Source organism: Rhizobium sp. BK661 (genome assembly GCF_024808825.1).
Lineage (GTDB): Bacteria > Pseudomonadota > Alphaproteobacteria > Rhizobiales > Rhizobiaceae > Rhizobium.
In genome coordinates, this window is record NZ_JANTYT010000003.1 from 31,530 (window position 1) to 52,934 (window position 21,405).

The 21,405-nt window shown below is 60.5% G+C and carries 20 protein-coding genes; 10 read left to right on the forward strand and 10 right to left on the reverse strand.

Going from position 1 to position 21,405, the window contains the following annotated elements:
* Positions 1-267 precede the first annotated feature (267 nt).
* On the forward strand, positions 268-1,338 hold the full coding sequence (locus FHX16_RS08970; protein WP_183861492.1) for a glycosyltransferase family 4 protein: 1,071 nt from the start codon (positions 268-270) through the stop codon (positions 1,336-1,338).
* Positions 1,339-1,348: 10 nt separating this feature from the next.
* Here FHX16_RS08970 and FHX16_RS08975 read toward each other — a convergent pair whose 3' ends face one another.
* Positions 1,349-2,005, reverse strand: coding sequence for a TetR family transcriptional regulator C-terminal domain-containing protein (locus FHX16_RS08975; protein ID WP_016554900.1), 657 nt, complete (start codon positions 2,003-2,005; stop codon positions 1,349-1,351).
* A 302-nt stretch (positions 2,006-2,307) separates the two neighbouring features.
* Between FHX16_RS08975 and FHX16_RS08980 the strand changes: the two genes are divergently transcribed.
* Together FHX16_RS08980 and hydA are read left to right on the forward strand one after the other, a co-directional pair.
* A complete protein-coding gene (locus FHX16_RS08980) occupies positions 2,308-3,561 on the forward strand; it encodes a Zn-dependent hydrolase (RefSeq protein WP_183861494.1) in 1,254 nt (417 codons plus the stop codon).
* A gap of 78 nt (positions 3,562-3,639) precedes the next feature.
* On the forward strand, positions 3,640-5,094 hold the full coding sequence (gene hydA / locus FHX16_RS08985; protein WP_183861496.1) for a dihydropyrimidinase: 1,455 nt from the start codon (positions 3,640-3,642) through the stop codon (positions 5,092-5,094).
* A gap of 9 nt (positions 5,095-5,103) precedes the next feature.
* Here the strand turns inward: hydA and FHX16_RS08990 are convergent, their stop codons facing one another.
* A complete protein-coding gene (locus FHX16_RS08990; RefSeq protein ID WP_183861498.1) occupies positions 5,104-5,517 on the reverse strand; it encodes a cupin domain-containing protein in 414 nt (137 codons plus the stop codon).
* 53 nt (positions 5,518-5,570) lie between these two features.
* On the opposite strand from FHX16_RS08990, the gene FHX16_RS08995 reads away from it, so the two are divergent.
* The 7 genes from FHX16_RS08995 to FHX16_RS09025 all read left to right on the forward strand — a co-directional run bounded on the left by FHX16_RS08995 (position 5,571) and on the right by FHX16_RS09025 (position 15,175).
* On the forward strand, positions 5,571-6,401 hold the full coding sequence (locus tag FHX16_RS08995; RefSeq protein ID WP_183755668.1) for an ABC transporter ATP-binding protein: 831 nt from the start codon (positions 5,571-5,573) through the stop codon (positions 6,399-6,401).
* A gap of 36 nt (positions 6,402-6,437) precedes the next feature.
* Complete coding sequence (locus FHX16_RS09000) at positions 6,438-7,322, forward strand: ABC transporter permease (RefSeq protein ID WP_259127047.1); 885 nt, start codon at positions 6,438-6,440, stop codon at positions 7,320-7,322.
* Complete coding sequence (locus tag FHX16_RS09005) at positions 7,319-8,446, forward strand: ABC transporter permease (protein WP_259127048.1); 1,128 nt, start codon at positions 7,319-7,321, stop codon at positions 8,444-8,446. The genes FHX16_RS09000 and FHX16_RS09005 overlap by 4 nt, the downstream gene beginning before the upstream one ends.
* A 56-nt stretch (positions 8,447-8,502) precedes the next feature.
* Complete coding sequence (locus FHX16_RS09010) at positions 8,503-9,474, forward strand: ABC transporter substrate-binding protein (protein WP_183861502.1); 972 nt, start codon at positions 8,503-8,505, stop codon at positions 9,472-9,474.
* A 385-nt stretch (positions 9,475-9,859) separates the two neighbouring features.
* Positions 9,860-11,050 (forward strand): efflux RND transporter periplasmic adaptor subunit, encoded by a 1,191-nt coding sequence (locus tag FHX16_RS09015; protein ID WP_259127054.1) that lies wholly within the window; start codon positions 9,860-9,862, stop codon positions 11,048-11,050.
* Positions 11,051-11,060: 10 nt separating this feature from the next.
* Positions 11,061-14,351, forward strand: a complete 3,291-nt coding sequence (locus tag FHX16_RS09020) for an efflux RND transporter permease subunit (protein ID WP_259127056.1) — start codon at positions 11,061-11,063, stop codon at positions 14,349-14,351.
* A 143-nt stretch (positions 14,352-14,494) separates the two neighbouring features.
* Positions 14,495-15,175, forward strand: a complete 681-nt coding sequence (locus FHX16_RS09025; protein ID WP_183755613.1) for a Crp/Fnr family transcriptional regulator — start codon at positions 14,495-14,497, stop codon at positions 15,173-15,175.
* A gap of 3 nt (positions 15,176-15,178) precedes the next feature.
* Here the strand turns inward: FHX16_RS09025 and ureG are convergent, their stop codons facing one another.
* From ureG to FHX16_RS09065, 8 genes are all read right to left on the reverse strand, one after another.
* Positions 15,179-15,790: an urease accessory protein UreG gene (gene ureG, locus FHX16_RS09030; RefSeq protein ID WP_183861510.1), complete on the reverse strand. Its 612-nt coding sequence runs from the start codon at positions 15,788-15,790 to the stop codon at positions 15,179-15,181.
* 97 nt (positions 15,791-15,887) lie between these two features.
* A complete protein-coding gene (locus FHX16_RS09035) occupies positions 15,888-16,559 on the reverse strand; it encodes an urease accessory protein UreF (protein WP_183861512.1) in 672 nt (223 codons plus the stop codon).
* A gap of 7 nt (positions 16,560-16,566) precedes the next feature.
* Complete coding sequence (ureE, locus tag FHX16_RS09040; protein WP_259127060.1) at positions 16,567-17,037, reverse strand: urease accessory protein UreE; 471 nt, start codon at positions 17,035-17,037, stop codon at positions 16,567-16,569.
* 95 nt (positions 17,038-17,132) lie between these two features.
* The gene (locus tag FHX16_RS09045) at positions 17,133-17,984 is read right to left on the reverse strand and encodes a GGDEF domain-containing protein (RefSeq protein ID WP_259127062.1); all 852 of its coding nucleotides are present in this window, start codon (positions 17,982-17,984) and stop codon (positions 17,133-17,135) included.
* Positions 17,985-18,325: 341 nt separating this feature from the next.
* A complete protein-coding gene (ureC, locus tag FHX16_RS09050) occupies positions 18,326-20,035 on the reverse strand; it encodes an urease subunit alpha (protein WP_183861518.1) in 1,710 nt (569 codons plus the stop codon).
* 3 nt (positions 20,036-20,038) lie between these two features.
* Positions 20,039-20,662, reverse strand: a complete 624-nt coding sequence (locus FHX16_RS09055; protein WP_259127063.1) for a Urease operon accessory protein — start codon at positions 20,660-20,662, stop codon at positions 20,039-20,041.
* 16 nt (positions 20,663-20,678) lie between these two features.
* A complete protein-coding gene (locus FHX16_RS09060) occupies positions 20,679-21,077 on the reverse strand; it encodes a lysozyme inhibitor LprI family protein (RefSeq protein ID WP_259127735.1) in 399 nt (132 codons plus the stop codon).
* Between the two features lie 18 nt (positions 21,078-21,095).
* Positions 21,096-21,401, reverse strand: coding sequence for an urease subunit beta (locus FHX16_RS09065; protein ID WP_016554918.1), 306 nt, complete (start codon positions 21,399-21,401; stop codon positions 21,096-21,098).
* Positions 21,402-21,405: the final 4 nt, after the last annotated feature.

Consider the following 21,405-nt stretch of genomic DNA (forward strand, 5'->3'; position numbering starts at 1 on the left):
AAGCGAGCACGGGAAACAGCCGAGCATAATAGCCTTCTGTGCTTTCCTGATGGTTTACAACCGATGCCGAGCGAGGTTCCGAAGACGTTCGGCCTCGTGAATGCGGGCGCAGCTTTTTCACGCCACCGGCAGCAACCGAGGAAGCTCAGTGCGACCGCGTTATGGACACGAACGTCTGCGGCCGCCGCTCTCTACTGACGGCGCAAGGAGATTGCATTTTCGTTAGCCGGTGCGATAGTCGGGAGGCGCAAAGAGGTAGCCCCCCGCATGACACGCCACATAGTCGCGATCGGTCAGTTGCCTCCGCCGCTCAACGGCTTCTCGTTTGCGACCAGGAGCATGATTGCGCTTCTTTCGGAAGCAAACAGCATCACAGTCGCCAATATCGCCCCGCCTTTCGGCAAGCTCTCGTTGCTGAAGCATCCGGTGAGATTCGCCCGTGTCCTCGGTGCTTGTCTCCAGTTGTTCCGCGATCGCAAGCGCATCAACCGGGTTTGCTATCTCGGCTGCGAAGGCGGCCTCGGCTTGATCTACACGCTTCTAATTGTGCTGGTCGCGAGGACCCTCGGCTATCCCACCTATCTGCACCATCACAGTTTCAGTTACGTCGAGAAGCCCAGCCTGCTCATGCGATGCATCCTCACGCTCGGCGGTCGCAATCTGCGACACATCTTCCTGTGCGACATGATGCGAGATCGCTTCGCTGACACCTATGGCGGTCGTACGCGCTGCCACCTGATCTCCAACGCTGCCTACGTGGCCCCGCGGGAGGAGAGCGATGAAGCGACCGACAGCACCCACCTCGTAATCGGGATGCTCAGCAATCTCACCGCTGAGAAGGGCCTCGACACTTTCCTCGATCTCGCAGGGCAGGCACGGAAGGAGAACCTGCCGATCAAGGCCGTCCTTGCCGGTCCGGCCGGCGCCGGTGAGCGCGCCCGCATCGACGCATCTATCGCAGAACTGAGCAGTGTTTTGGAGTATCGCGGCCCGTTGTACGATGACGCGAAGACAGCTTTCTATCGCGAGATCGACGTGTTCGTTTTCCCGACCACCTATACCAATGAGGCGCAGCCCTTGGTGATTTTCGAGGCGAAGGCGGCAGGAAACGCCGTCATCTCGTGCAACCGAGGCTGCATCAGAAAACAACTCGACGAAAGCGACCTTCTGATCCCCTCGGACGGCGACTTTATACCGACCGCATTGGCCTGGTTATCGGCAATGTCGCCGGACCCTGCGCTGGCAGCAAGACGGAAGGAGATCCGCCAATCTTACAAAGCCCGCCACGCCAAGGCGCGTGCCGCCGTCACCGCGGTCTTCGATTTCGACGAGGCGTGACGCGACCAGATCACGAGGCGCTCGGCACCGGCTTGACCTTCAGCCCGTCGATGAACAGCTGCTCGAGGAAGCGCGCCGCATCCTCGAAGCGACCGGCGCCGGCATGTTCCTGCCCGAGCACCGCCCTTACCTGGACGTCGAAGTCGGCATAATGCTGCGTTGTCGACCAGATCGAGAAAATCAGGTGATAGGGATCGCACTTGGCGATCTTGCCGGCCTTCGTCCAACTGCGGATCACCTCGGCCTTCTCGTCGACGAGCTGCTTCAGCGGTCCCTTCAGTTCATCCTCGACATGCGGCGCACCCTGCAGCATCTCGTTGGCGAAAAGTCGGCTTTCGCGCGGGAAATCGCGGGCCATTTCAAGCTTGCGCCTGATATAGCTGCGGATCTCGCTCTCGGGGTTGCCGTCCGCATCGAAGGCTCTCAGCGGCTCCAGCCAGGTAAATAGGACGCGGTCGATCAACGCCCGATGCATCGCTTCCTTTGTGCGGAAATAATAGAGCAGGTTCGGCTTCGACATGCCGGCAACTTCGGCGATCTGATCGATCGTGGAACCTCGAAAACCGCTGACCGAAAACACATCGAGCGCGGCTTCAAGAATCTGCTCTTCCTTCTCTTCCTGAATGCGCGTGCGCCGCTGGGTCTTGGCTGCTCTCGGGATTGTCATGTCGACCTTGTTTTCCCCTTCAAATTCAACCGTTTCACTCAAGATTGGGCCGGCGCGACAGCTTGCCGCAAAAATGAGCAGATGCCGGCAATTTTGTCTGTATTTTTCCTGATTTTCGTCTTGAGCCCAGCGCCGGAAGTTGTAATGTTTACCAATCGGTCAAATTATCGATCAGATGCTAAACAAAGGCAACTGGCGATTTTCCGGCGCTAACAAAACAAACAAGAGCGCTCGGATACTGACCACGGGAACAGGCGGACATGTGAATTGCATGGCCGCAAAAACAGGCGAGGACTTTAGACATGGTGGCAGCACCAGGCGAGAACATGCGCGTCAACGGGGACCGTCTTTGGGACAGCCTCATGGACATGGCAAAGATCGGCCCGGGCATCGCTGGCGGCAACAACCGCCAGACGTTGACGGATTCGGATGCCGAAGGGCGCAGCCTCTTCAGGACATGGTGCGAAAACGCAGGCATGACACTCGGCGTCGACAAGATGGGCACGATGTTCGCGACGCGTCCCGGCACCGATCCAGACGCCCTGCCGGTCTATGTCGGCTCGCACCTCGACACGCAGCCAACCGGCGGCAAGTATGACGGCGTGCTCGGTGTGCTTGGCGCGCTCGAGGTCGTCCGCACCATGAACGACCTCGGCATCAAGACCAAGCACCCTGTTGTCGTCACCAACTGGACCAACGAGGAAGGCGCCCGCTTTGCGCCCGCCATGCTCGCCTCCGGCGTCTTCGCCGGCGTCCATACGCTTGAATATGCCTATGACCGCAAGGATCCCGAGGGCAAGACCTTCGGCGACGAACTGAAGCGTATCGGCTGGGTTGGCGATGAAGAGGTCGGCGCCCGCAAGATGCACGCCTATTTCGAATATCATATCGAGCAAGGTCCGATCCTCGAGGTCGAGAACAAGCAGATCGGCGTGGTCACGCACTGTCAGGGTCTCTGGTGGCTCGAATTTACGCTGACCGGCAGGGAGGCGCACACCGGTTCGACGCCGATGAACATGCGCGTCAACGCCGGGCTCGCAATGTCGCGCATCATCGAGATGGTGCAGACTGTGGCGATGGAGAACCAGCCGGGCGCCGTCGGCGGTGTCGGCCAGGTCTTCTTCACGCCGAACTCCCGCAACGTGCTGCCTGGCAAGGTCGTCTTCACCGTCGACATCCGCTCGCCGGATCAGGCGAAGCTCGACGGCATGCGCGCCAGGATCGAGGCGGAAGCACCTGCCATCTGCGAAGCGCTCGGCGTCGGCTGCGCGGTCGAGGCGATCGGCCACTTCGCGCCCGTTACCTTCGACCCCACGCTTGTGTCCCGCGTGCGCAGCGCTGCCGAGCGGCTCGGCTACAGCCACATGAACCTGATCTCGGGCGCCGGCCACGACGCCTGCTGGGCGGCAAAGGTCGCACCCACGACGATGGTCATGTGCCCCTGCGTCGGGGGTCTCTCGCACAACGAGGCGGAGGATATCTCCAAGGAATGGGCAACGGCTGGCGCTGACGTCCTCTTCCACGCCGTCGTCGAGACCGCTGAAATCGTTGCATAATCAAGGGCGGGGTCATTCCCGCCTTTTCTTCTACCAGCGGACGAAGAGCCGCGAGCAATCAATGCAAGGGAACTGATCATGAGCAAAGTCATCAAGGGCGGCACCATCGTCACCGCGGACCTGACCTACAAGGCGGACGTGAAGATCGAGGGCGGCCAGATCGTCGAGATCGGCCCGAACCTCTCCGGCACGGAGACGCTCGATGCGACCGGCTGCTACGTTATGCCCGGCGGCATCGACCCGCACGTTCACCTCGAAATGCCGTTCATGGGCACCTATTCCTCGGACGACTTCGAAAGCGGCACGCGTGCAGGCCTTGCGGGCGGCACGACCATGGTCGTCGATTTCTGCCTGCCGGGACCGGAGCAGTCGCTGCTCGAAGCACTGCAGATGTGGGACAACAAGACGAGCCGCGCCAACGCCGACTACTCGTTCCACATGGCGATCACCGGCTGGAACGAGCGCGTCTTCAACGAGATGGAGACGGTGGTCAAGGACCGGGGCATCAACACCTTCAAGCACTTCATGGCCTACAAAGGCGCGCTGATGGTGAACGACGACGAGATGTTCGCCTCCTTCCAGCGCTGTGCGGAACTCGGCGCGTTGCCGCTGGTCCATGCCGAAAACGGCGACGTCGTCGCGTCGATGACGGCGAAGCTTCTAGCCGAAGGCAACAACGGCCCCGAGGCCCACGCCTATTCCCGCCCGCCCGAGGTCGAAGGTGAGGCAACCAACCGCGCCATCATGCTCGCCGACATGGCCGGCGTGCCGCTCTATGTCGTGCACACCTCCTGCGAACAGGCGCATGAAGCGATCCGCCGCGCCCGCCAGAAAGGTATGCGCGTCTATGGCGAGCCGCTGATCCAGCATTTGACGCTGGATGAAAGCGAGTATTTCGACAAGGACTGGGACCATGCCGCCCGCCGTGTCATGTCGCCGCCCTTCCGCAACAAGCAGCACCAGGACAGCCTCTGGGCAGGCCTGCAATCCGGCTCGCTCTCGGTCGTGGCGACGGACCATTGCGCCTTCACCACCGACCAGAAGCGCTTCGGCGTCGGTGACTTCTCCAAGATCCCCAACGGCACCGGCGGCCTCGAAGATCGACTGCCGATGTTGTGGTCTCGCGGCGTCAACACCGGACGCCTGACCATGAACGAGTTTGTCGCGGTTACCTCGACCAACATCGCCAAGATCCTCAACGTCTATCCGAAGAAGGGCGCCATTCTCGTCGGCGCCGATGCCGATATCGTCGTGTGGGATCCGAAGCGCTCGAAGACGATCTCGGCCAAGACGCAGCAATCGTCGATCGATTACAACGTCTTCGAAGGCAAGCAGGTCACCGGCCTGCCGCGCTTCACGCTGACGCGCGGCGAAGTCGCGATCGAAGAGAGCACCGTCAAGACGAAGGAAGGGCACGGCCAGTTCGTCAAGCGGGAGCCTTTCCAAGCGGTCAACAAGGCGCTGTCGACCTGGAAGGAGCTCGTGGCGCCGCGCAAGGTCGAACGGTCAGGCATCCCAGCGACGGGGGTCTGATCCTTGTCATCATTCCTGCACCAGCCGTTCAAGCTCCGGAAGCAAGACGACGCTTTCCTGCTCGTTCGGATCGGTGCGGGCGATGATCGCGGTGCAAGGGGTACTGCTGAGATTGGCAGGCAGATGCGGCACACCGGCAGGGATGTAGAACAGCTCGCCGGCGTGCACGATGACATGATGCTCCAGCTCGTCGCCATACCAGGTGTGCGCCTCGCCGGAGAGCATGTAGATCGCCGTTTCGTGCGACTCGTGCAGATGCGCCTTGGCGCGAACGCCGGGCGGAATCGTCAGCAAATGCATGCAGATGCCCTTGGCGCCGACCGTCTCGGCCGCGATGCCTTCGAAGTAACTCAGCCCCTGTTTGCCGTCGTAGGCATGACTGGGACGCACAATGTGACAGGTGGGCTTTGATGTCGCGTCCATCGTCATCCTCCATGGACCTTGCCGGAACAATGAAAACAGCTACTCATACTATCATGCAAAGCGCAGAAGCGCGGGGAAAACAGGATACACAAGCATTGACGCAAGCTGCCTCCGTCGTATCCGCAAAGGACCTCTGTCTGACCTATGATGCCAGCGATGCTCCCGTGCACGCGCTGACAAACGTCAATCTCGACGTTCGCAAGGGTGACTTCGTCTCCTTCATCGGGCCATCCGGTTGCGGGAAGACGACCTTCCTGCGCGTGATTGCAGATCTCGAAAGGAAAACATCGGGTGAGATCACCGTCAACGGCATGACGCCGGAGGAAGCCCGCAAGGCCCGCGCCTACGGGTACGTCTTCCAGGCGCCGGCACTCTACCCATGGCGCACGATCGAGAAGAACATCGCCCTGCCGCTCGAGATCATGGGCTACGCTTCGGCCGACCAGAAGAAACGCATCGCCGGCGCGCTCGATCTTGTGAACCTCTCCGGCTTCGAAAAGAAATTCCCCTGGCAGCTGTCCGGCGGCATGCAGCAGCGCGCCTCGATCGCACGTGCGTTGGCCTTCGATGCTGATCTGCTGCTGATGGATGAACCCTTCGGCGCGTTAGACGAAATCGTCCGCGACCATCTGAACGAAGAACTCCTGAAGCTCTGGGCGCGCACCAACAAGACGATCTGCTTCGTCACCCACTCGATCCCCGAGGCGGTCTACCTTTCCACGAAGATCGTGGTCATGTCCCCCCGCCCCGGCCGCGTGACCGATATCATCGATTCAACGCTGCCACGCGAACGTCCGCTCGATATTCGCGAGACGCCCGAGTTCCTCGAAATCGCCCATCGCGTGCGCGATGGTCTGAGAGCGGGGCACAGTTATGAGCATTGAGGTGCTGAACACCAGGACCGGTGCGCGGGGGTGCTCATGAAGGCGGACTCTCTGAAAGACAGGATCGTTCCCGTCCTGACAATCCTCGTGGTCTTGGTCGCAGTCTGGTACGTCGCGGCAGTCCTGATGAACGCCTCCTTCCAGCGCGATATGGATCAGCGGGCAAACCAGACGCCCGGTACGATGGAATTCATCGAAAAGACGCTCTCGCAGCCGAAGCCATTGCTACCTGCGCCGCATCAGGTAGTGCAGAACGTCGTCGAGAACACATTCCTGCGGAAGCTTTCGAGCAATCGCAGCCTCGTCTACAACAGCTGGGTCACGCTCTCGTCGACGCTGCTCGGTTTCGGCTTCGGCACATTGCTCGGCATCGTGATCGCCGTCGGTATCGTTCATATCAAGGCGCTCGACCGCAGCCTCATGCCTTGGGTGATCGCCTCGCAGACGATACCGATCCTGGCGATCGCGCCGATGGTGATCGTCGTCCTCGGCGCCATCAACATCACCGGCCTGATCCCGAAGGCGCTGATCTCCACCTACCTCTCCTTCTTCCCGGTGACGGTCGGCATGGTGAAGGGGCTGCGTTCGCCCGAGGTGATGTTCCTCGACCTGATGCGAACCTATAACGCGACACCCGCGCAGACCTTCTGGAAGCTGCGGGTTCCGGCCTCCGTGCCGTTCCTTTTCACCTCGATGAAGGTTGCGATAGCAGCAAGCCTTGTCGGCGCCATCGTCGGCGAGCTCCCGACCGGCGCCGTCGCCGGCATAGGCTCGAAGCTGCTCGCCGGCTCCTATTATAGCCAGACGATCGACATATGGGCGGCACTGGTCGCAGGCTCGGTGCTGGCCGCAAGCCTTGTCGCGATCGTTGGTCTTATTGCAAAGATCGTCGATCGCTCGATGGGCGGGAGACCGGCATGAAGAAGATGTCCTTCTCCTGGCAGGGCGTTCTTGCCCTGGTGCTGACCGCGATCGCAATCATCACCTTGCCGCTCATGGCCGAAGGCGCGCCGGACCCTGTGTCACCGCTGACTGTCGGTCTGACGATCACCCTGATCGTGGCCCTTGCCTTTATTTCCTTCGCATCGTTGCCAAAGCCATACATTGCCGCCGTCTTGCTGGTCGGAGCACATTGGGCGGCATGGGTGCTGCTCGCGGATGTGACCGGAAATGAAGGTCTGGCCACCAGATCCTTCTTCCTGCTGATAGCAGCCTGCTGGCTGCTTGCATGGCGCTGCGTCACCGAGCTTTCGGCAATGACGCCAGGTTCCAGTTTCGGCCGGTCGTTCCTGCGGCTGCTGATTCCGGCGATCTTCGGCGCCTGGATCCTGATCATCTGGGAAGCGCTGACGCGCGGCGCCGGCATTCCCTTCGTTCTGCTGCCGCCGCCGAGCGCCATCGGCGTCAGGATCGCCGGCTCACTGCCAATCCTGGCAGACGACGTACGCCAGACGATCTTCAAGGCAGTATTCGCTGGTTACATCATCGGCTGCGGTGCAGGCTTTGCCGTCGCCATCCTTGCCGATCGTGTCGCCTTCCTGCGTCGCGGATTGCTGCCGATCGGCAACATGGTGTCGGCGCTGCCGATCATCGGTGTTGCGCCGATCATGGTGATGTGGTTCGGCTTCGACTGGCAGTCGAAGGCGGCGGTCGTTACCATCATGACTTTCTTCCCGATGCTGGTGAATACTGTCGCCGGCCTCTCCGCATCCGGCCCGATGGAGCGCGACCTGATGCAGACCTACGCTTCCAACTATTGGCAGACGCTGCTGAAGCTCCGGCTTCCGGCGGCGATGCCCTTCATTTTCAATGCATTGAAGATCAACTCGACGCTGGCGCTGATCGGTGCCATCGTCGCGGAGTTCTTTGGTACGCCGATCGTCGGCATGGGCTTCCGCATCTCCACGGAGATCGGGCGCATGAATGTCGACATGGTCTGGGCCGAAATCGCCGTTGCGGCGCTTGTTGGTTCGATCTTCTACGGCGTCGTCGCCCTGGCAGAACGGGCGGTGACTTTCTGGCATCCGTCTATCCGTGGTGGCTAGGCGTCGCTTTATTCCCGCGAATGGGATTGGGGCATAACTTCAGAGGGAACAAGAAAATGAAAAAACTGATTGTTGCGATGATGGCGAGCGCGATGTCGCTCGCGGCAGCCCATGCAATGGCTGCCGACAAGGTGACGCTGCAGCTCAAGTGGGTGACGCAGTCGCAGTTCGCCGGCTACTACGTCGCCAAGGAAAAGGGCTACTACGACGAGGCAGGTCTCGACGTCACCATCAAGCCGGGTGGCCCTGACATCGCGCCGGAACAGGTAATCGCCGGCGGTGGCGCTGACGTCATTGTCGACTGGATGGGCGGCGCGCTGGTTGCCCGCGAAAAAGGCGTTCCGCTCGTCAACATCGCCCAGCCTTACCAGAAGTCCGGCATGGAAATGATCTGCCGCAAGGACGGCCCGATCAAGACCGAAGCCGATTTCAAGGGGCATACGCTCGGCGTCTGGTTCTTCGGCAACGAGTACCCGTTCTTCGCGTGGATGAACAAGCTCGGCCTCAAGACAGATGGCGGCGCCGATGGCGTTACCGTGCTGAAGCAGAGCTTCGACGTGCAGCCGCTGCTGCAGAAGCAGGCCGACTGCATCTCCGTCATGACCTATAACGAATACTGGCAGGCGATCGATGCAGGCTTCAAGCCGGAAGAACTGCTCGTCTTCAACTATACAGCTATGGGCAACGACCTTCTGGAAGACGGCCTTTATGCCATGGAAGACAAGCTGAAGGACCCAGCCTTCAAGGAAAAGATGGTCAAGTTCGTCAAGGCTTCGATGAAAGGCTGGAAATACGCCGTCGAGAACCCCGACGAGGCTGCCGGAATCGTCGTAGACGCCGGCGGCCAGGACGAAAACCACCAGAAGGTCATGATGGGCGAAGTGGCCAAGCTGATCGGCGACGGCACCGGCAAGCTCGACACGACGCTCTATGATCGCACGGCAAAGGCTCTCCTCGACCAGAAGATCATCAACAAGGAGCCTTCAGGCGCCTGGACACACGACATCACGGACGCGGCTTCCAAGTAAACGCGTCTGACAGACCGGGAAACGCGCGGGGACCCCCGCGCGTTTTTCATTTTAATGAAAATATTTGCGTCCGATGTCGCATCGCGCGAGACTCTAACGTCATAGCAAAGTGGAGCACGATCAACTATCGGAATGCTTGCATAACCGGCGGGTGATTGATCTGCATCACTTCAGTAATTATTGTGTTCGAATGAGGAATTATTTTCCGCCAGACTTGCGCAATGGGCAAATCGCTACCACTTAGATGCGGGATTTGCCGGATGAGGGACTTAAGCACAAGTCGGCAAATGATGCGGAAATACTTCTGAGAACACCAAAACGGGAACCGGCCGTTCGCGAACTGATGATTTTGCGCGAGTCTGCCGACTAGACTGGATGACGACGCATGGCACGTACGCCTGTTAAGATACTTCGCGCCTCCACCCTGCTGATCGCGGCGGTTGTAGCTTCAACGACTTTTGCCCAGGAACAGCCGGTCGCAAAGCCGCAGCAGAACCTGCCGGCGATCGTGGTGACGAAAGCCACCACCCGCACGCTGGTCGACCGCGTCGTGGCGACCGGGACGGTGAAGCCGGTCGAGGAAGTCTACATCCAGCCGCAGGTCGAAGGATTGTCAATCCGCGCTCTGAATGCGGATGTCGGCGACAGGGTCCAGGCGGATAGCACGCTGGCGACGCTGAACGACGACGCAATCATTCTGCAGAAGAGCCAAATGCAGGCCACCAAGGCCAAGAACGAAGCGAGCCTCGCGCAGCTTCGCGCACAGCTGATTGAAGCAGAGGCCAATGCAGAGCAGGCGCGACAGCAGCAGGCGCGCGCTCAGGAAATGGGTAAGAAGGGCACCGTTTCTACGGCGACCGTCGAACAGGCGGATGCCGCTGCCGCTTCGGCCAATGCCCGCGTTGATTCGGCCAAGCAGGCGATCCAGGTAGCCGTTGCGGAGATCAAGGTCACTGAAAGCCAAATCGCTGATGCCGATCTGAAGCTTGCCCGCACCGACGTCAAGACGCCGGTTTCCGGTACTGTGGCGGCGAAGAACGCCAGGATCGGTGCGATTGCGCTCGCTACGGGCGATCCGCTCTTCACGGTCATCCGCGATGACGAGATCGAGCTGGTGGCAGAAGTGGGCGAGAGCGAGATCGTCAAGGTCGAACCCGGCCAGAAGGCCACCATTTTGCTCTCCGGTAGTCGTGACAAGGTTGCTGGCTCCGTACGCCTGGTGTCGCCGACGGTTGATCCGCTGACGCGCCTCGGTTTGGTCCACATTTTGATCGATGACTCCAGCAAGGCGCGTTCGGGCATGTACGGCAGCGCCGACATCGTTGTGCGAACCACGGAAAACGTGGCGCTGCCAGTCTCCGCGGTGTTGTCGGGCAGTGAGGGATCGTCGGCCCGCAGGGTCGAGGACAGTGTCGTCAAGTTTGCCAAGGTCGAGACCGGCATCCAGGACGGTGCCTATGTCGAGATCGTCAAGGGATTGAAAGCCGGCGACGAGGTCGTGGCCAAGGCGGGCGCCTATGTCCGTGACGGCGACCGCATCACGCCGGTTCGTGAACAGCCACCGGTTTCAAACTGAGAGACGGCCGATGAACTTTTCAGCCTGGTCTATCCGAAATCCAGTTGCCTCGCTTCTGGCGTTTGCACTTTTGCTTTTCGTCGGCATCCAATCTTTCAACAAGCTGCCGATCACGCGTTTCCCGAATATCGACGTCCCACTCGTTTCCATCGTCGTGACACAGAGCGGCGCTTCCCCCGCCGAGCTCGAAATGCAGGTGACGAAGGAGATCGAAGACGCCGTTGCCAGCATAACAGGCATCGACGAAATCCAGTCGACGGTGACCGACGGCCAATCGCAGACGGTCGTTATGTTCCGCATGGAAATCCCGACCGAGCAGGCAGTTCAGGACACAAAGGACGCCATCGACCGCATCCGCAGCGACCTTCCGGCAAATGTCGAAGAACCGATCGTCTCGAAGATCGATGTTGAAGGTCAGGCGATCCAGACGTTTGCAGTCTCCTCGCCCGACATGACGCTCGAGGAGCTCTCGTGGTTCGTTGATGACACGGTCAAGCGTGCCCTGCAGGGGCAGGCCGGCATCGGCCGTGTCGACCGCTACGGCGGTGCGGACAGGGAAGTACGCGTCGAGCTCAACCCCGACAAGCTGAACGCCCACGGCATTACCGCGGCCAGCGTGAACCAGCAGCTGCGCGGCACCAACGTCGACCTCGGCTCTGGCCGCGGCCAGGTGGCAGGCAGCGAACAGGCAATCCGCGTGCTCGGCGACGCCCGCAATGTCGCCGAACTTGCCAACACCACGATTGCGCTGCCGAACGGTCGCTTCGTCAAGGTTTCCGATCTCGGCGTCATCAAGGATACCTACCAGGAGCCGAAATCCTTCTCGCGGTTCGATGATACGCCGGTCGTGACCTTTGGCGTGTTCCGCTCGAAGGGCGCCAGCGAAGTCAGCGTTGCCGAAACCGTGGCCAAGAGCCTCGAGAAGGTGCGTGCGGAAAATCCGAACGTCGGCATCGAACTGATCAGCGACTCCGTCTACTTCACCTACGGCAACTACGAAGCCGCGATCGACACCCTGATCGAAGGCGCGCTGCTCGCGATCATCGTGGTGTTCCTCTTCCTTCGGAACTGGCGCGCGACGCTCATTTCGGCCATCGCGCTGCCACTGTCGGCGATCCCGACGTTCTGGATCATGGACCTGATGGGCTTTTCGCTGAATCTCGTCAGCTTCCTGGCCCTGACGCTCGCGACTGGTATTCTCGTCGATGACGCGATCGTCGAGATCGAAAACATTGCCCGTCACATCAAGATGGGTAAGACGCCCTACCGCGCGGCAATCGAAGCGGCGGACGAAATCGGCCTCGCCGTCATCGCGACGACCTTCACGATCATTGCCGTTTTCGTGCCGGTGTCGTTCATGCCCGGCATCCCTGGCCAGTACTTCATCCAGTTCGGCCTGACGGTTGCCTTCTCCGTCTTCTTCTCGCTGATGGTGGCGCGTCTCATAACCCCGATGATGGCCGCGTATCTGATGCGGGCAGAGGACGGGATGGAAGACCATCACGACAATGACGGTGCGTTCTTCCGCGGCTACACGCGCCTGGTGCGCGCCACGACCCGCCGCTGGTGGACCCGCTATTTGACACTGATTGCGGCGATCGCCTTCCTGATCGGCTCCGTCATGCTGCTTGCCCAGGTGCCCGGCAGTTTCCTGCCGCCGGAAGATGCATCGCGCATCGTGCTGTCCGTAGAGCTGCCGCCGAACGCAACGCTCGATGACACGGAAGCGACGACCAACGCGATCTACAAGGACGTGAAGGATATCGATGGCGTCGAAAGCGTCTTCGTGCTCGGCGGCGCGTCGCCGAAGGGCGACCTCGAATTACGCCGTGCCACGGTAACACTCACGCTTCACAAGCTTGATCAGAGGCTCTTGAAGAAGCTTGATGACTTGGTCGTTAAAATCCCAGTCATAGGATCCTATCTGCCCAAGGTGGAACCGAAGGGACGAGTTCGTCCGCAGTGGGATATTGAAAAGGAAGTTTTCGCCAAGCTCCACCATCTGCCTGACGTGCGGATCCTGAAGCTCAACGATCGCGGCGAGCGTGACCTTTCGTTCAACTTCCTCTCCAAGAACGAGAAGGATCTCAACGACACCGTCGGCGTTCTGGAAGCGAAGCTGCGCGCCGATCCGCTGCTGGCCAACGTCAGTGCCGAAGGCGCCCTGCCCCGTCCGGAGTTGCAGGTTCGCCCACGCAAGGATCAGGCGGCTCGCCTCGGCATCACGCCGCAGCAGATCTCCGAGACGATCCGTGTCGCCACCATTGGTGATATCGATGCGGCCCTCGCCAAGATCAACCTGGACGACCGGCAGATCCCAATCCGCGTACAGGCGTCGCTCGACATGCGTCGCGATCTCGCGGCCCTCCGGGCCATGAAGATACAGACGGCAAGCGGCGGGACCGTGCCGCTCTCGACCGTCGCCGATATCGACTATTCGGAAGGTGTCAGCTCGATCAAGCGCAACAACCGCTACCGTGTCGTGTCGATCGGCTCCGACCTGCCGCAGGGCGTGGCTCTCGATACTGCATCGGCGCGGTTCCGGCAGATCGTCAATGAAGCCAAGATGCCTCCGACGGTCCAGCTGGCCGAAAGTGGTGACACCAAGGTGCAGACCGAAATGCAGCAAAGCTTCGTCAACGCCATGTTGATGGGCCTAATGCTGGTGCTGACAGTGCTGATCCTCCTTTTCAAGGACGTGATCCAGCCTTTCACCATCCTGTTCTCGCTGCCGCTTGCGATCGGCGGTGTGGCGGTCGGCCTGCTGGTTACCCAGAACCCGCTCTCGATGCCGGTTATGATCGGCATTCTGATGCTTATGGGCATCGTCACGAAGAATGCGATCCTGCTCGTCGACTTCGCCATCGAGATGCGTCATCGCGGCATGGAGCGCGTGGAAGCCATGGTCGAGGCAGGACGCAAGCGCGCCCGCCCGATCATCATGACCTCCATCGCGATGTCGGCTGGCATGCTCCCCTCGGCACTCGGCGTCGGCGAAGGCGGTTCGTTCCGCGCACCGATGGCAATCGCGGTGATCGGCGGCATTATCGTGTCGACCGTCCTTTCGCTGGTCGTCGTGCCTTCCTTCTTCCTCATCATGGACGATCTCTCCCGCCTGCTCGGCTGGGTATTCGGCCGCCTGGTCGGCAGGAAGGATAAGGAAGATTTGGCGTTGTCCCGCGAGGAACTCACGCAGGCTGTGAGCGCTCTGGAAGGCCGAGTATCGGCAATCGAGAAGCCCGAAGGAAAGCGCGCCAAATCAGGCAATGTTGTTCGCCTGCCGCCTTTCGCGGCCGAATAGACACTGAACCCAAGAGCCGGGGCAACACCCCGGCTTTTTTATTGATTCGCATTTGATCAGGATCAAGTTCTGAACCGCGTCTCCCGGTTACCCTTACCAATATCAGGTAGGGGCGGCACCCGCCGCGCCACAGGGAGAAACAGATGACCAGAGCTTTGAAACTGAGCAACGCGCAACAGGCGATGCTTGGTGATGCGTTAATCGCGTCCAGCCTTGACCGGCAAGAGCGGGACGCTCTGCTGTCCTGCGCGGTGGCGGTACGCTACGAGCCTCAGGATGTTCTTTTCCGGGAAGGCGGGAACGCGCGCTACTTCTACTGCGTGCTGAGTGGCTATGTTCGCCTCTATCGGGGTTCAGAAGACCGCGAAGCGGATATCAGGATCTGCGAGCCGGGCGACAGCTTCGGAGAATGCCTGGTGCTCGTCGGCGACCGGTACAATTATAGCGCCCAGGCAATGGAACACGCGATCCTCGCCCGCTTCGATCTTGTCCAGGTCAGAAGGCTGCTCGATGAACAGCCTCGGGTGGGGAGAGCAATCGCGCGCTCCCTGTCGCAGCATTTGTTGTCAACCATGGACTGCTTGGCGCGAGATCGCATGCAGACCAGTCAACAACGTGTTGCGCATTATCTCCTCACCCACTGCACCAACGAAGGTGCGCGGGCGTCGTTGCGGCTGCCGTTCCAGAAAAGCCTGCTGGCACGAAAACTTGGTCTGGCGCCGGAGGCGCTGTCACGTGCGTTCTCCGCCTTGCGGACATCGGGCGTGACCGTCAGCGGCCGTGCCATCGCAATCGAGGATGTCAGCGCGCTCCGGCAGGTCTGATCGCTACAGACCGCCATGTTCCTTCAGGAAGCTGACGATGGAACTGACGCCGTCACCATGCTTCATGTCGGAGAAAACAAAAGGCCGTGCCTGGCGCATCCGTGTCGCGTCGCGGTCCATGACCGCAAGGTCAGCCCCGACGTAGGGAGCCAGATCCTTCTTGTTGATGACAAGAAGGTCGGACTTGGTGATGCCGGGGCCACCCTTGCGAGGGATTTCCTCGCCCTGGCAAACCGAGATGACGTAGATGGTGATATCCGCCAGATCGGGAGAGAAGGTGGCGGCCAGATTGTCACCACCCGACTCGATGAACACGACATCGAGATCGGGAATCCGCTCGTTGAGGCCGGCGATCGCCTGCAGATTGATCGTCGCGTCCTCACGGATTGCCGTATGCGGGCAGCCGCCGGTCTCCACGCCAACGATCCGATCTGATGGCAAGGCCTGCATGCGCATGAGCGCCTCGGCATCCTCGGTGGTGTAAATGTCGTTCGTGACGACAGCGACCGAGTATTGGTCGCGCATAGCTTTGCACAGCTTTTCGGTGAGCGCCGTCTTGCCGGAGCCGACCGGGCCACCGATCCCCACACGAAGGGGTCCGTTTCCTGATTTCATGCTTTGAAAACTCCAATAACGACCGATGATAGCGTGCCGCTCGAAAGGCGACCACCGGCAAATGACTGAGGTCGCAGCGGCTGGTGGCCCTGATAAGTCACGATCGAAAGAGACGCGTCGACTGCGTTTCATGGCGAAGCGACATGATGTCCGCCTGGATGGTGGCCGATCCGAGATCGCTGAGCGTTGAAGCGGCTGCCCGCTTCGCGATTGAGGCTATGTCGCCTTCCAACCGCGACAGAATGGCAACGCCATCCCGTTGCCCAGCCACTCCGAGGCGGATGCCTGAAGAAACTGCCTGCGAGAGATAGGCGTGGAGAAAGGCCGCAATCGCCTTCTCCAACGCCACTCCATGGGCACCCGCCACGGCGCCGATCGCAACCGGGTACGCCACGTGTCGCGGCAGTCGATCGAAGACCTCGTCCGGCCACGCGCTGGCGGCGGACAAGAACGCATCGCCGAGTAGCATCGTCTCCTGATGGCGCTCACGCGAGCCGGCGAGCGCTTCGGCGAGTTCCGCCAGTTCGCCAAGTCTTTCAGGTTGCCCGTGACAACGGTGGCTCTCCGCGACGAGAACGGCGTCGTTCCAGACAGGCCCGCGTTCGATCAGGTTCGACGCCCATGCTGCAAGCGAATGGGCATCGGTGACCAACCCATCATGGACAGCGCGCTCCAAGCCAGCCGAATACGCGAAGGATCCGACAGGGAAAGCTGGCGAAAGCCAGGCCATGAGCCGCAGCAGAGCCTGCAGATCGGCATCATCCGTCATGTCCTACTCAGTCGTGCGAGTGATGGTGATGGGCATGATCATGCCCATGCGAATGGTAGGCGCCGCGGGCGGGCTGGAACGGCTCGCTCACTTCCCGCACCATCGCTCCCAGCCCTTCGAGCATGGAGCGGATCACATGGTCCCGCAGGATGAGGATGCGGTCCTCCTCGATCTGCGCGCCGAGATGGCGATTGCCGAGGTGCCACGCAAGCTCGATCAAGTGCAGGCGATCCTTGCCCTTCACCTCGAAAAGCTTCTCGTCAGCGGCTACGATCTCGATGAGCTCGCCGTCCTCGAGAACCAGCATATCGCCGCTGGCAAAAAGCACCGGTTCCTTGAGGTCGAGCATGACCATCTCGCCGTTTTCGAGATGGAGCAGCTTCCGCCGCAAATGCCTCAAGTCGTGCGGCAAAACCACTTTTCCGATTGGGCTGGAAGAAGGCGTGCCGGCTGGCAAGTAGGAAGTAACGCGTTGCATGACATGTCCAATTCACTTGAGATTGCGAGCATGCAAAATTGCCTTGTGCGATGCAAGAAGGAATGAGCTTCCACGGAAACGCCGCCCAAATCTCTTCAGGCTAGCCGCGCCTCATCACAATCCACGTTGCTCATGCGCGCACCCACAGTTTCGCCTGGAAGACACCTACCCCAACCCGGATACAAGCCCTCGTTCTCATGAACGACACGATTTCGACCGAGCGCCTTTGCCAGGTAGAGTGCTTTGTCTGCCGCCGAATAGGCTCCTTCCTTGCTTCGCTCTGGCTTGAGCTCCGCAATGCCGGCCGACACCGTTAGCGCAACCACGCAATCGTCGGCCGCAACAGGGCACGCCGCCAGGCTTGCGCAGACGGATCGCACGCGCTCGATCCGCTGCTCCTCAGAGCCCCCGACAACGATCGCGCCAAACTCCTCCCCACCCAACCTTGCCACGGCGGAGTGTCCGTCGAAGGCAGTGGCGAGAATGGCGGATACAGCGACGATCACGGCGTCGCCACAAGCGTGGCCAAAGCGATCATTGATGGCCTTGAACCGGTCCACGTCGAAGATTGCGAGGCAAGCATTTCCATCAACCTGCTCCAGTGCCTCGGTAAAGGCACGCCGGTTGAGAAGCCCTGACAACACGTCCGTGCGGCTCAGTTGCTCGAACTCCGCTCGAGAGACGCTGAGTTGATGCATCGCGTGACCCGCCACCAGCGACAGCACGCTCGACACGGCACCGCCGATGAGCCAAGACAGCAGGACGCCATAGACAACGCCATGAGCGAATGGGACGGGCAACATTCCCATCCAGTCGAGCGGCGGCAATATCAGCACAATCACCACCGACGACAGGGTCACTGCGAGGAAGCTCATCTTGAGAGCGAACACGTAAATTGTGTGGCGATCCCGAAAATCGCCAAGCTCCGCCTGGAGTGAAATTCTCATGCGAATCGACCTTCTTGCCCACCGCCAGGCACATTGCTTAGAGGCGAACTGCTGCCGAGTTCTTAAGTGAATCGTTAAGATTTGAGCGAATTTGGTGAATTGATCACCGCTTGAAAGTCGCCCGAAAACGAGACGTCTTCAGAGGTGAATCAGCCCAACAGCCCAAGCGGCCAAGCCGTTGTTTTTCTGATATTTTCCAGAGAAGACAAACAACAATGCCCTAATACGGACAGACCGCCTCAAGGTGGAACATACAAAAGTAGAAAACAACTTTTGGGAGATTCAACCTTAACGCATGGCTTTGACAGCAGCCGGCAGACGTACCGGCTGCACATGATCGACTAGAACAGGAAATAACGCTGCGCCATCGGCAACACTGTCGCTGGCTCGCAGGTCAGCAATTCGCCGTCAGCGCGCACCTCGTAGGTCTCCGGGTCGACCTCAATGTGCGGCGTCAGGCTGTTATGGATCATCGATGCCTTGGAGATGCCCCCGCGAGTGTTCTTTACCGCAACGAGATTTTTAGCGACACCCAGACGGCTCTTCAGACCGGCCTCGAGCGACGCTTGCGAAACGAAAGTAACGGACGAATTCGTCCGCAACTTGCCGTGGGCGGCAAACATCGGCCGATAGTGCATCGGCTGCGGTGTCGGGATCGAAGCGTTCGGATCGCCCATCGGAGCCGCCGCAATCGAACCGCCGAGCAATACCATCTCCGGCTTGACACCGAAGAAGGCCGGATTCCACAGAACCAGATCGGCGCGCTTGCCCACTTCGACCGAACCGATCTCGTGGCTGAGACCCTGGGCGATCGCCGGGTTGATCGTGTATTTCGCGATGTAGCGGCGGACGCGGAAATTGTCGTTCTCGCCGGTCTCCTCTTTGAGGCGACCGCGCTGACGCTTCATCTTGTCGGCCGTCTGCCAGGTGCGGATCGCGACCTCGCCGACGCGACCCATCGCCTGGCTGTCGGATGAGATGATCGAGAAGGCGCCGATATCGTGGAGGATATCTTCTGCCGCAATCGTCTCCTTGCGGATGCGGCTTTCGGCAAACGCGATATCTTCGGGGATTGAAGGCGACAAGTGATGGCAAACCATCAGCATGTCGAGATGCTCGGCGACAGTGTTGACGGTATAGGGCCGCGTCGGGTTGGTCGACGAAGGAATGACGTTCGACTGGCCGCAGATCTTGATGATGTCAGGCGCATGTCCGCCGCCGGCGCCCTCCGTGTGGAAAGCGTGGATCGTGCGGCCCTTGAGGGCGCCGATCGTGTCCTCGACGAAGCCGCTCTCGTTCAGCGTGTCGGTGTGGATCATCACCTGGATGTCATATTCATCGGCGACAGAAAGGCAGCAGTCGATCGCCGCCGGTGTCGTGCCCCAATCCTCGTGCAGCTTCAGCGACGACGCGCCGGCCAATACCATTTCCTCGAGAGCCGCCGGTAGCGAGGCATTGCCCTTGCCGGCAAGTGCAAGGTTCATCGGAAAGCCGTCAAAGCTTTCGATCATCCGCTCGATATGCCAGGCGCCGGTGCAGGTGGTGGCGAGCGTGCCATGGGCCGGACCCGTGCCTCCGCCCAGCATGCAGGTGACGCCGGACATCAGCGCTTCCTCGATCTGCTGCGGGCAGATGTAGTGGATATGCGCATCCATGCCGCCGGCAGTGATGATTTTGCCCTCGCCCGCAATCGCCTCGGTTGATGGGCCGACGATGATGTTGACTCCCGGCTGAGTATCAGGATTGCCAGCCTTGCCAATCGCCGCGATGCGGCCGTTCTTGAGCCCGATATCGGCTTTAACGATACCCGTGTGGTCGATGATCACGACATTGGTGATGACGGTGTCGACGGCACCCTGAGCCCGCGTCGCCTGGCTTTGGCCCATGCCGTCGCGGATCACCTTGCCGCCGCCGAACTTCACCTCTTCGCCATAGGTGGTGAAGTCCTTCTCGATCTCGATGAAGAGCTCCGTGTCGGCCAAGCGCACCTTGTCGCCGGTGGTCGGGCCGAACATGCCGGCATAGGCAGCGCGGGAAATCTTGTAGGGCATATGTCAGGCTCCTTGGGAGGAAGAAATGGCTGCGCTCGCCGGCAGCCGCGTTACGCGGCCAGCGGCGACATAACTATCAACAAGCTGCCGCTCGGCAGCGAAGGGATGCCATTCCCAACCCACGTGGCCGAAGCCCGTGAGATCGATGGCCGCCTCGGGAAACCTGCTCATCACCTCGGCGATCACGATCATGCCACTGCTCGGCACGATGTAGGGCGCTGGGTGAAGGGCCGCGAGCGCCGTGTCGACGGCTTCATGAATCATTTTGTCAACGACCACATGCTCTTTGCCAACGTCCGCGCAGAACGCGTTGAATTGACTCGTATAGTCGTCACAGAAGTCATCTAGCTCGGGGTGCGTCACTGCCAGCGGCGCCCGCATTTCCGCAAACTTCCGCGGATCGCGCACGCTCCAGATCGCCGCAGCTTCCCGCAAAGCGGGATGCTGCCGCCACGCCTCGGAGGCAAGCATAGCCTTACCGGGCCGCCCGGTATTGCAGACGGCGACGACGTCGGTTCGCCCCGGGCTCGCTTCGTAGGAGCGGCATTCGTTGAATCGGATTACGAATGCGGCATCTGCTACCGCAGCGGCGGCCTGCGCTCCGATCTCTCCGTTGCCGACGACCATGATCCTGCCAACCATGTCAGTTGCCCATCGTCTCTGCGAGTTCTTTGAGCTGCTTGGTCAACTCGGCAATGCAGCCTGCGACGAGCATTGGTTCCATCGTGCCGCCGCGGGCCTGGAAGCCAGCCGCCTCACACTCCGCATCGCGGAAATCCACCCATGCGCGCTGCGCCTTCACCAACGCCTTTTCGGCGCCGCGCATATCGGCATCAAGATCCTTGTCGAGTGCCGCGAGGGCGACGCGGGTGATCTTGTATTGTGCATTCAGCGCCTTGTCGGCAGTTTCCTGACGCGCCTGTTCACAAGCCGTCATGTCGGCCTGTGTAACTGGATTTTTGCAATCCAGATCTTCGGCGTTGGCGCCGAAGGCGATGAACATCGCGACGCCGGCCGCCAGAAGATGCAAGCTCACCCGCATCGTTTCCTCCCTGGTCATTTAGAGCTTGCCCATGACGAGTTGGCGGAAGCCGTAGACTTCGCGTTTACCGGAAAGTGGGATGAGCGTTACCGAACGCGTCTGGCCGGGCTCGAAACGGACGGCCGTCCCGGCAGGGATATCGAGCCGCATACCCCGCGCCGTCTCCCGATCGAAGGAGAGGCCAGCATTCGTTTCCGCGAAATGATAGTGGCTGCCGACCTGCACCGGCCGATCGCCGGTGTTCGAGACATCGAGCGTTACCGTCGGCGCGCCGACGTTAAGCTCGATATCGCCGCTTGCGGCGATGATCTCTCCTGGAATCATGATC

What these genes read in the sequence shown, in the direction of transcription:
- FHX16_RS09055 (WP_259127063.1), bottom strand. Translation starts at nt 20,662, where the DNA reads ATGGTCGTCGGCAACGGAGAGATCGGAGCGCAGGCCGCCGCTGCGGTA.
- FHX16_RS08970 (WP_183861492.1), top strand. Translation starts at nt 268, where the DNA reads ATGACACGCCACATAGTCGCGATCGGTCAGTTGCCTCCGCCGCTCAAC.
- FHX16_RS09010 (WP_183861502.1), top strand. Translation starts at nt 8,503, where the DNA reads ATGAAAAAACTGATTGTTGCGATGATGGCGAGCGCGATGTCGCTCGCG.
- FHX16_RS08975 (WP_016554900.1), bottom strand. Translation starts at nt 2,005, where the DNA reads ATGACAATCCCGAGAGCAGCCAAGACCCAGCGGCGCACGCGCATTCAG.
- FHX16_RS09060 (WP_259127735.1), bottom strand. Translation starts at nt 21,077, where the DNA reads ATGCGGGTGAGCTTGCATCTTCTGGCGGCCGGCGTCGCGATGTTCATC.
- FHX16_RS09015 (WP_259127054.1), top strand. Translation starts at nt 9,860, where the DNA reads ATGGCACGTACGCCTGTTAAGATACTTCGCGCCTCCACCCTGCTGATC.
- FHX16_RS08990 (WP_183861498.1), bottom strand. Translation starts at nt 5,517, where the DNA reads ATGGACGCGACATCAAAGCCCACCTGTCACATTGTGCGTCCCAGTCAT.
- FHX16_RS09035 (WP_183861512.1), bottom strand. Translation starts at nt 16,559, where the DNA reads ATGACGGATGATGCCGATCTGCAGGCTCTGCTGCGGCTCATGGCCTGG.
- FHX16_RS09065 (WP_016554918.1), bottom strand. Translation starts at nt 21,401, where the DNA reads ATGATTCCAGGAGAGATCATCGCCGCAAGCGGCGATATCGAGCTTAAC.
- FHX16_RS08980 (WP_183861494.1), top strand. Translation starts at nt 2,308, where the DNA reads ATGGTGGCAGCACCAGGCGAGAACATGCGCGTCAACGGGGACCGTCTT.
- FHX16_RS09025 (WP_183755613.1), top strand. Translation starts at nt 14,495, where the DNA reads ATGACCAGAGCTTTGAAACTGAGCAACGCGCAACAGGCGATGCTTGGT.
- ureC (WP_183861518.1), bottom strand. Translation starts at nt 20,035, where the DNA reads ATGCCCTACAAGATTTCCCGCGCTGCCTATGCCGGCATGTTCGGCCCG.
- FHX16_RS08995 (WP_183755668.1), top strand. Translation starts at nt 5,571, where the DNA reads ATGCAAAGCGCAGAAGCGCGGGGAAAACAGGATACACAAGCATTGACG.
- ureG (WP_183861510.1), bottom strand. Translation starts at nt 15,790, where the DNA reads ATGAAATCAGGAAACGGACCCCTTCGTGTGGGGATCGGTGGCCCGGTC.
- FHX16_RS09045 (WP_259127062.1), bottom strand. Translation starts at nt 17,984, where the DNA reads ATGAGAATTTCACTCCAGGCGGAGCTTGGCGATTTTCGGGATCGCCAC.
- FHX16_RS09005 (WP_259127048.1), top strand. Translation starts at nt 7,319, where the DNA reads ATGAAGAAGATGTCCTTCTCCTGGCAGGGCGTTCTTGCCCTGGTGCTG.
- hydA (WP_183861496.1), top strand. Translation starts at nt 3,640, where the DNA reads ATGAGCAAAGTCATCAAGGGCGGCACCATCGTCACCGCGGACCTGACC.
- FHX16_RS09020 (WP_259127056.1), top strand. Translation starts at nt 11,061, where the DNA reads ATGAACTTTTCAGCCTGGTCTATCCGAAATCCAGTTGCCTCGCTTCTG.
- FHX16_RS09000 (WP_259127047.1), top strand. Translation starts at nt 6,438, where the DNA reads ATGAAGGCGGACTCTCTGAAAGACAGGATCGTTCCCGTCCTGACAATC.
- ureE (WP_259127060.1), bottom strand. Translation starts at nt 17,037, where the DNA reads ATGCAACGCGTTACTTCCTACTTGCCAGCCGGCACGCCTTCTTCCAGC.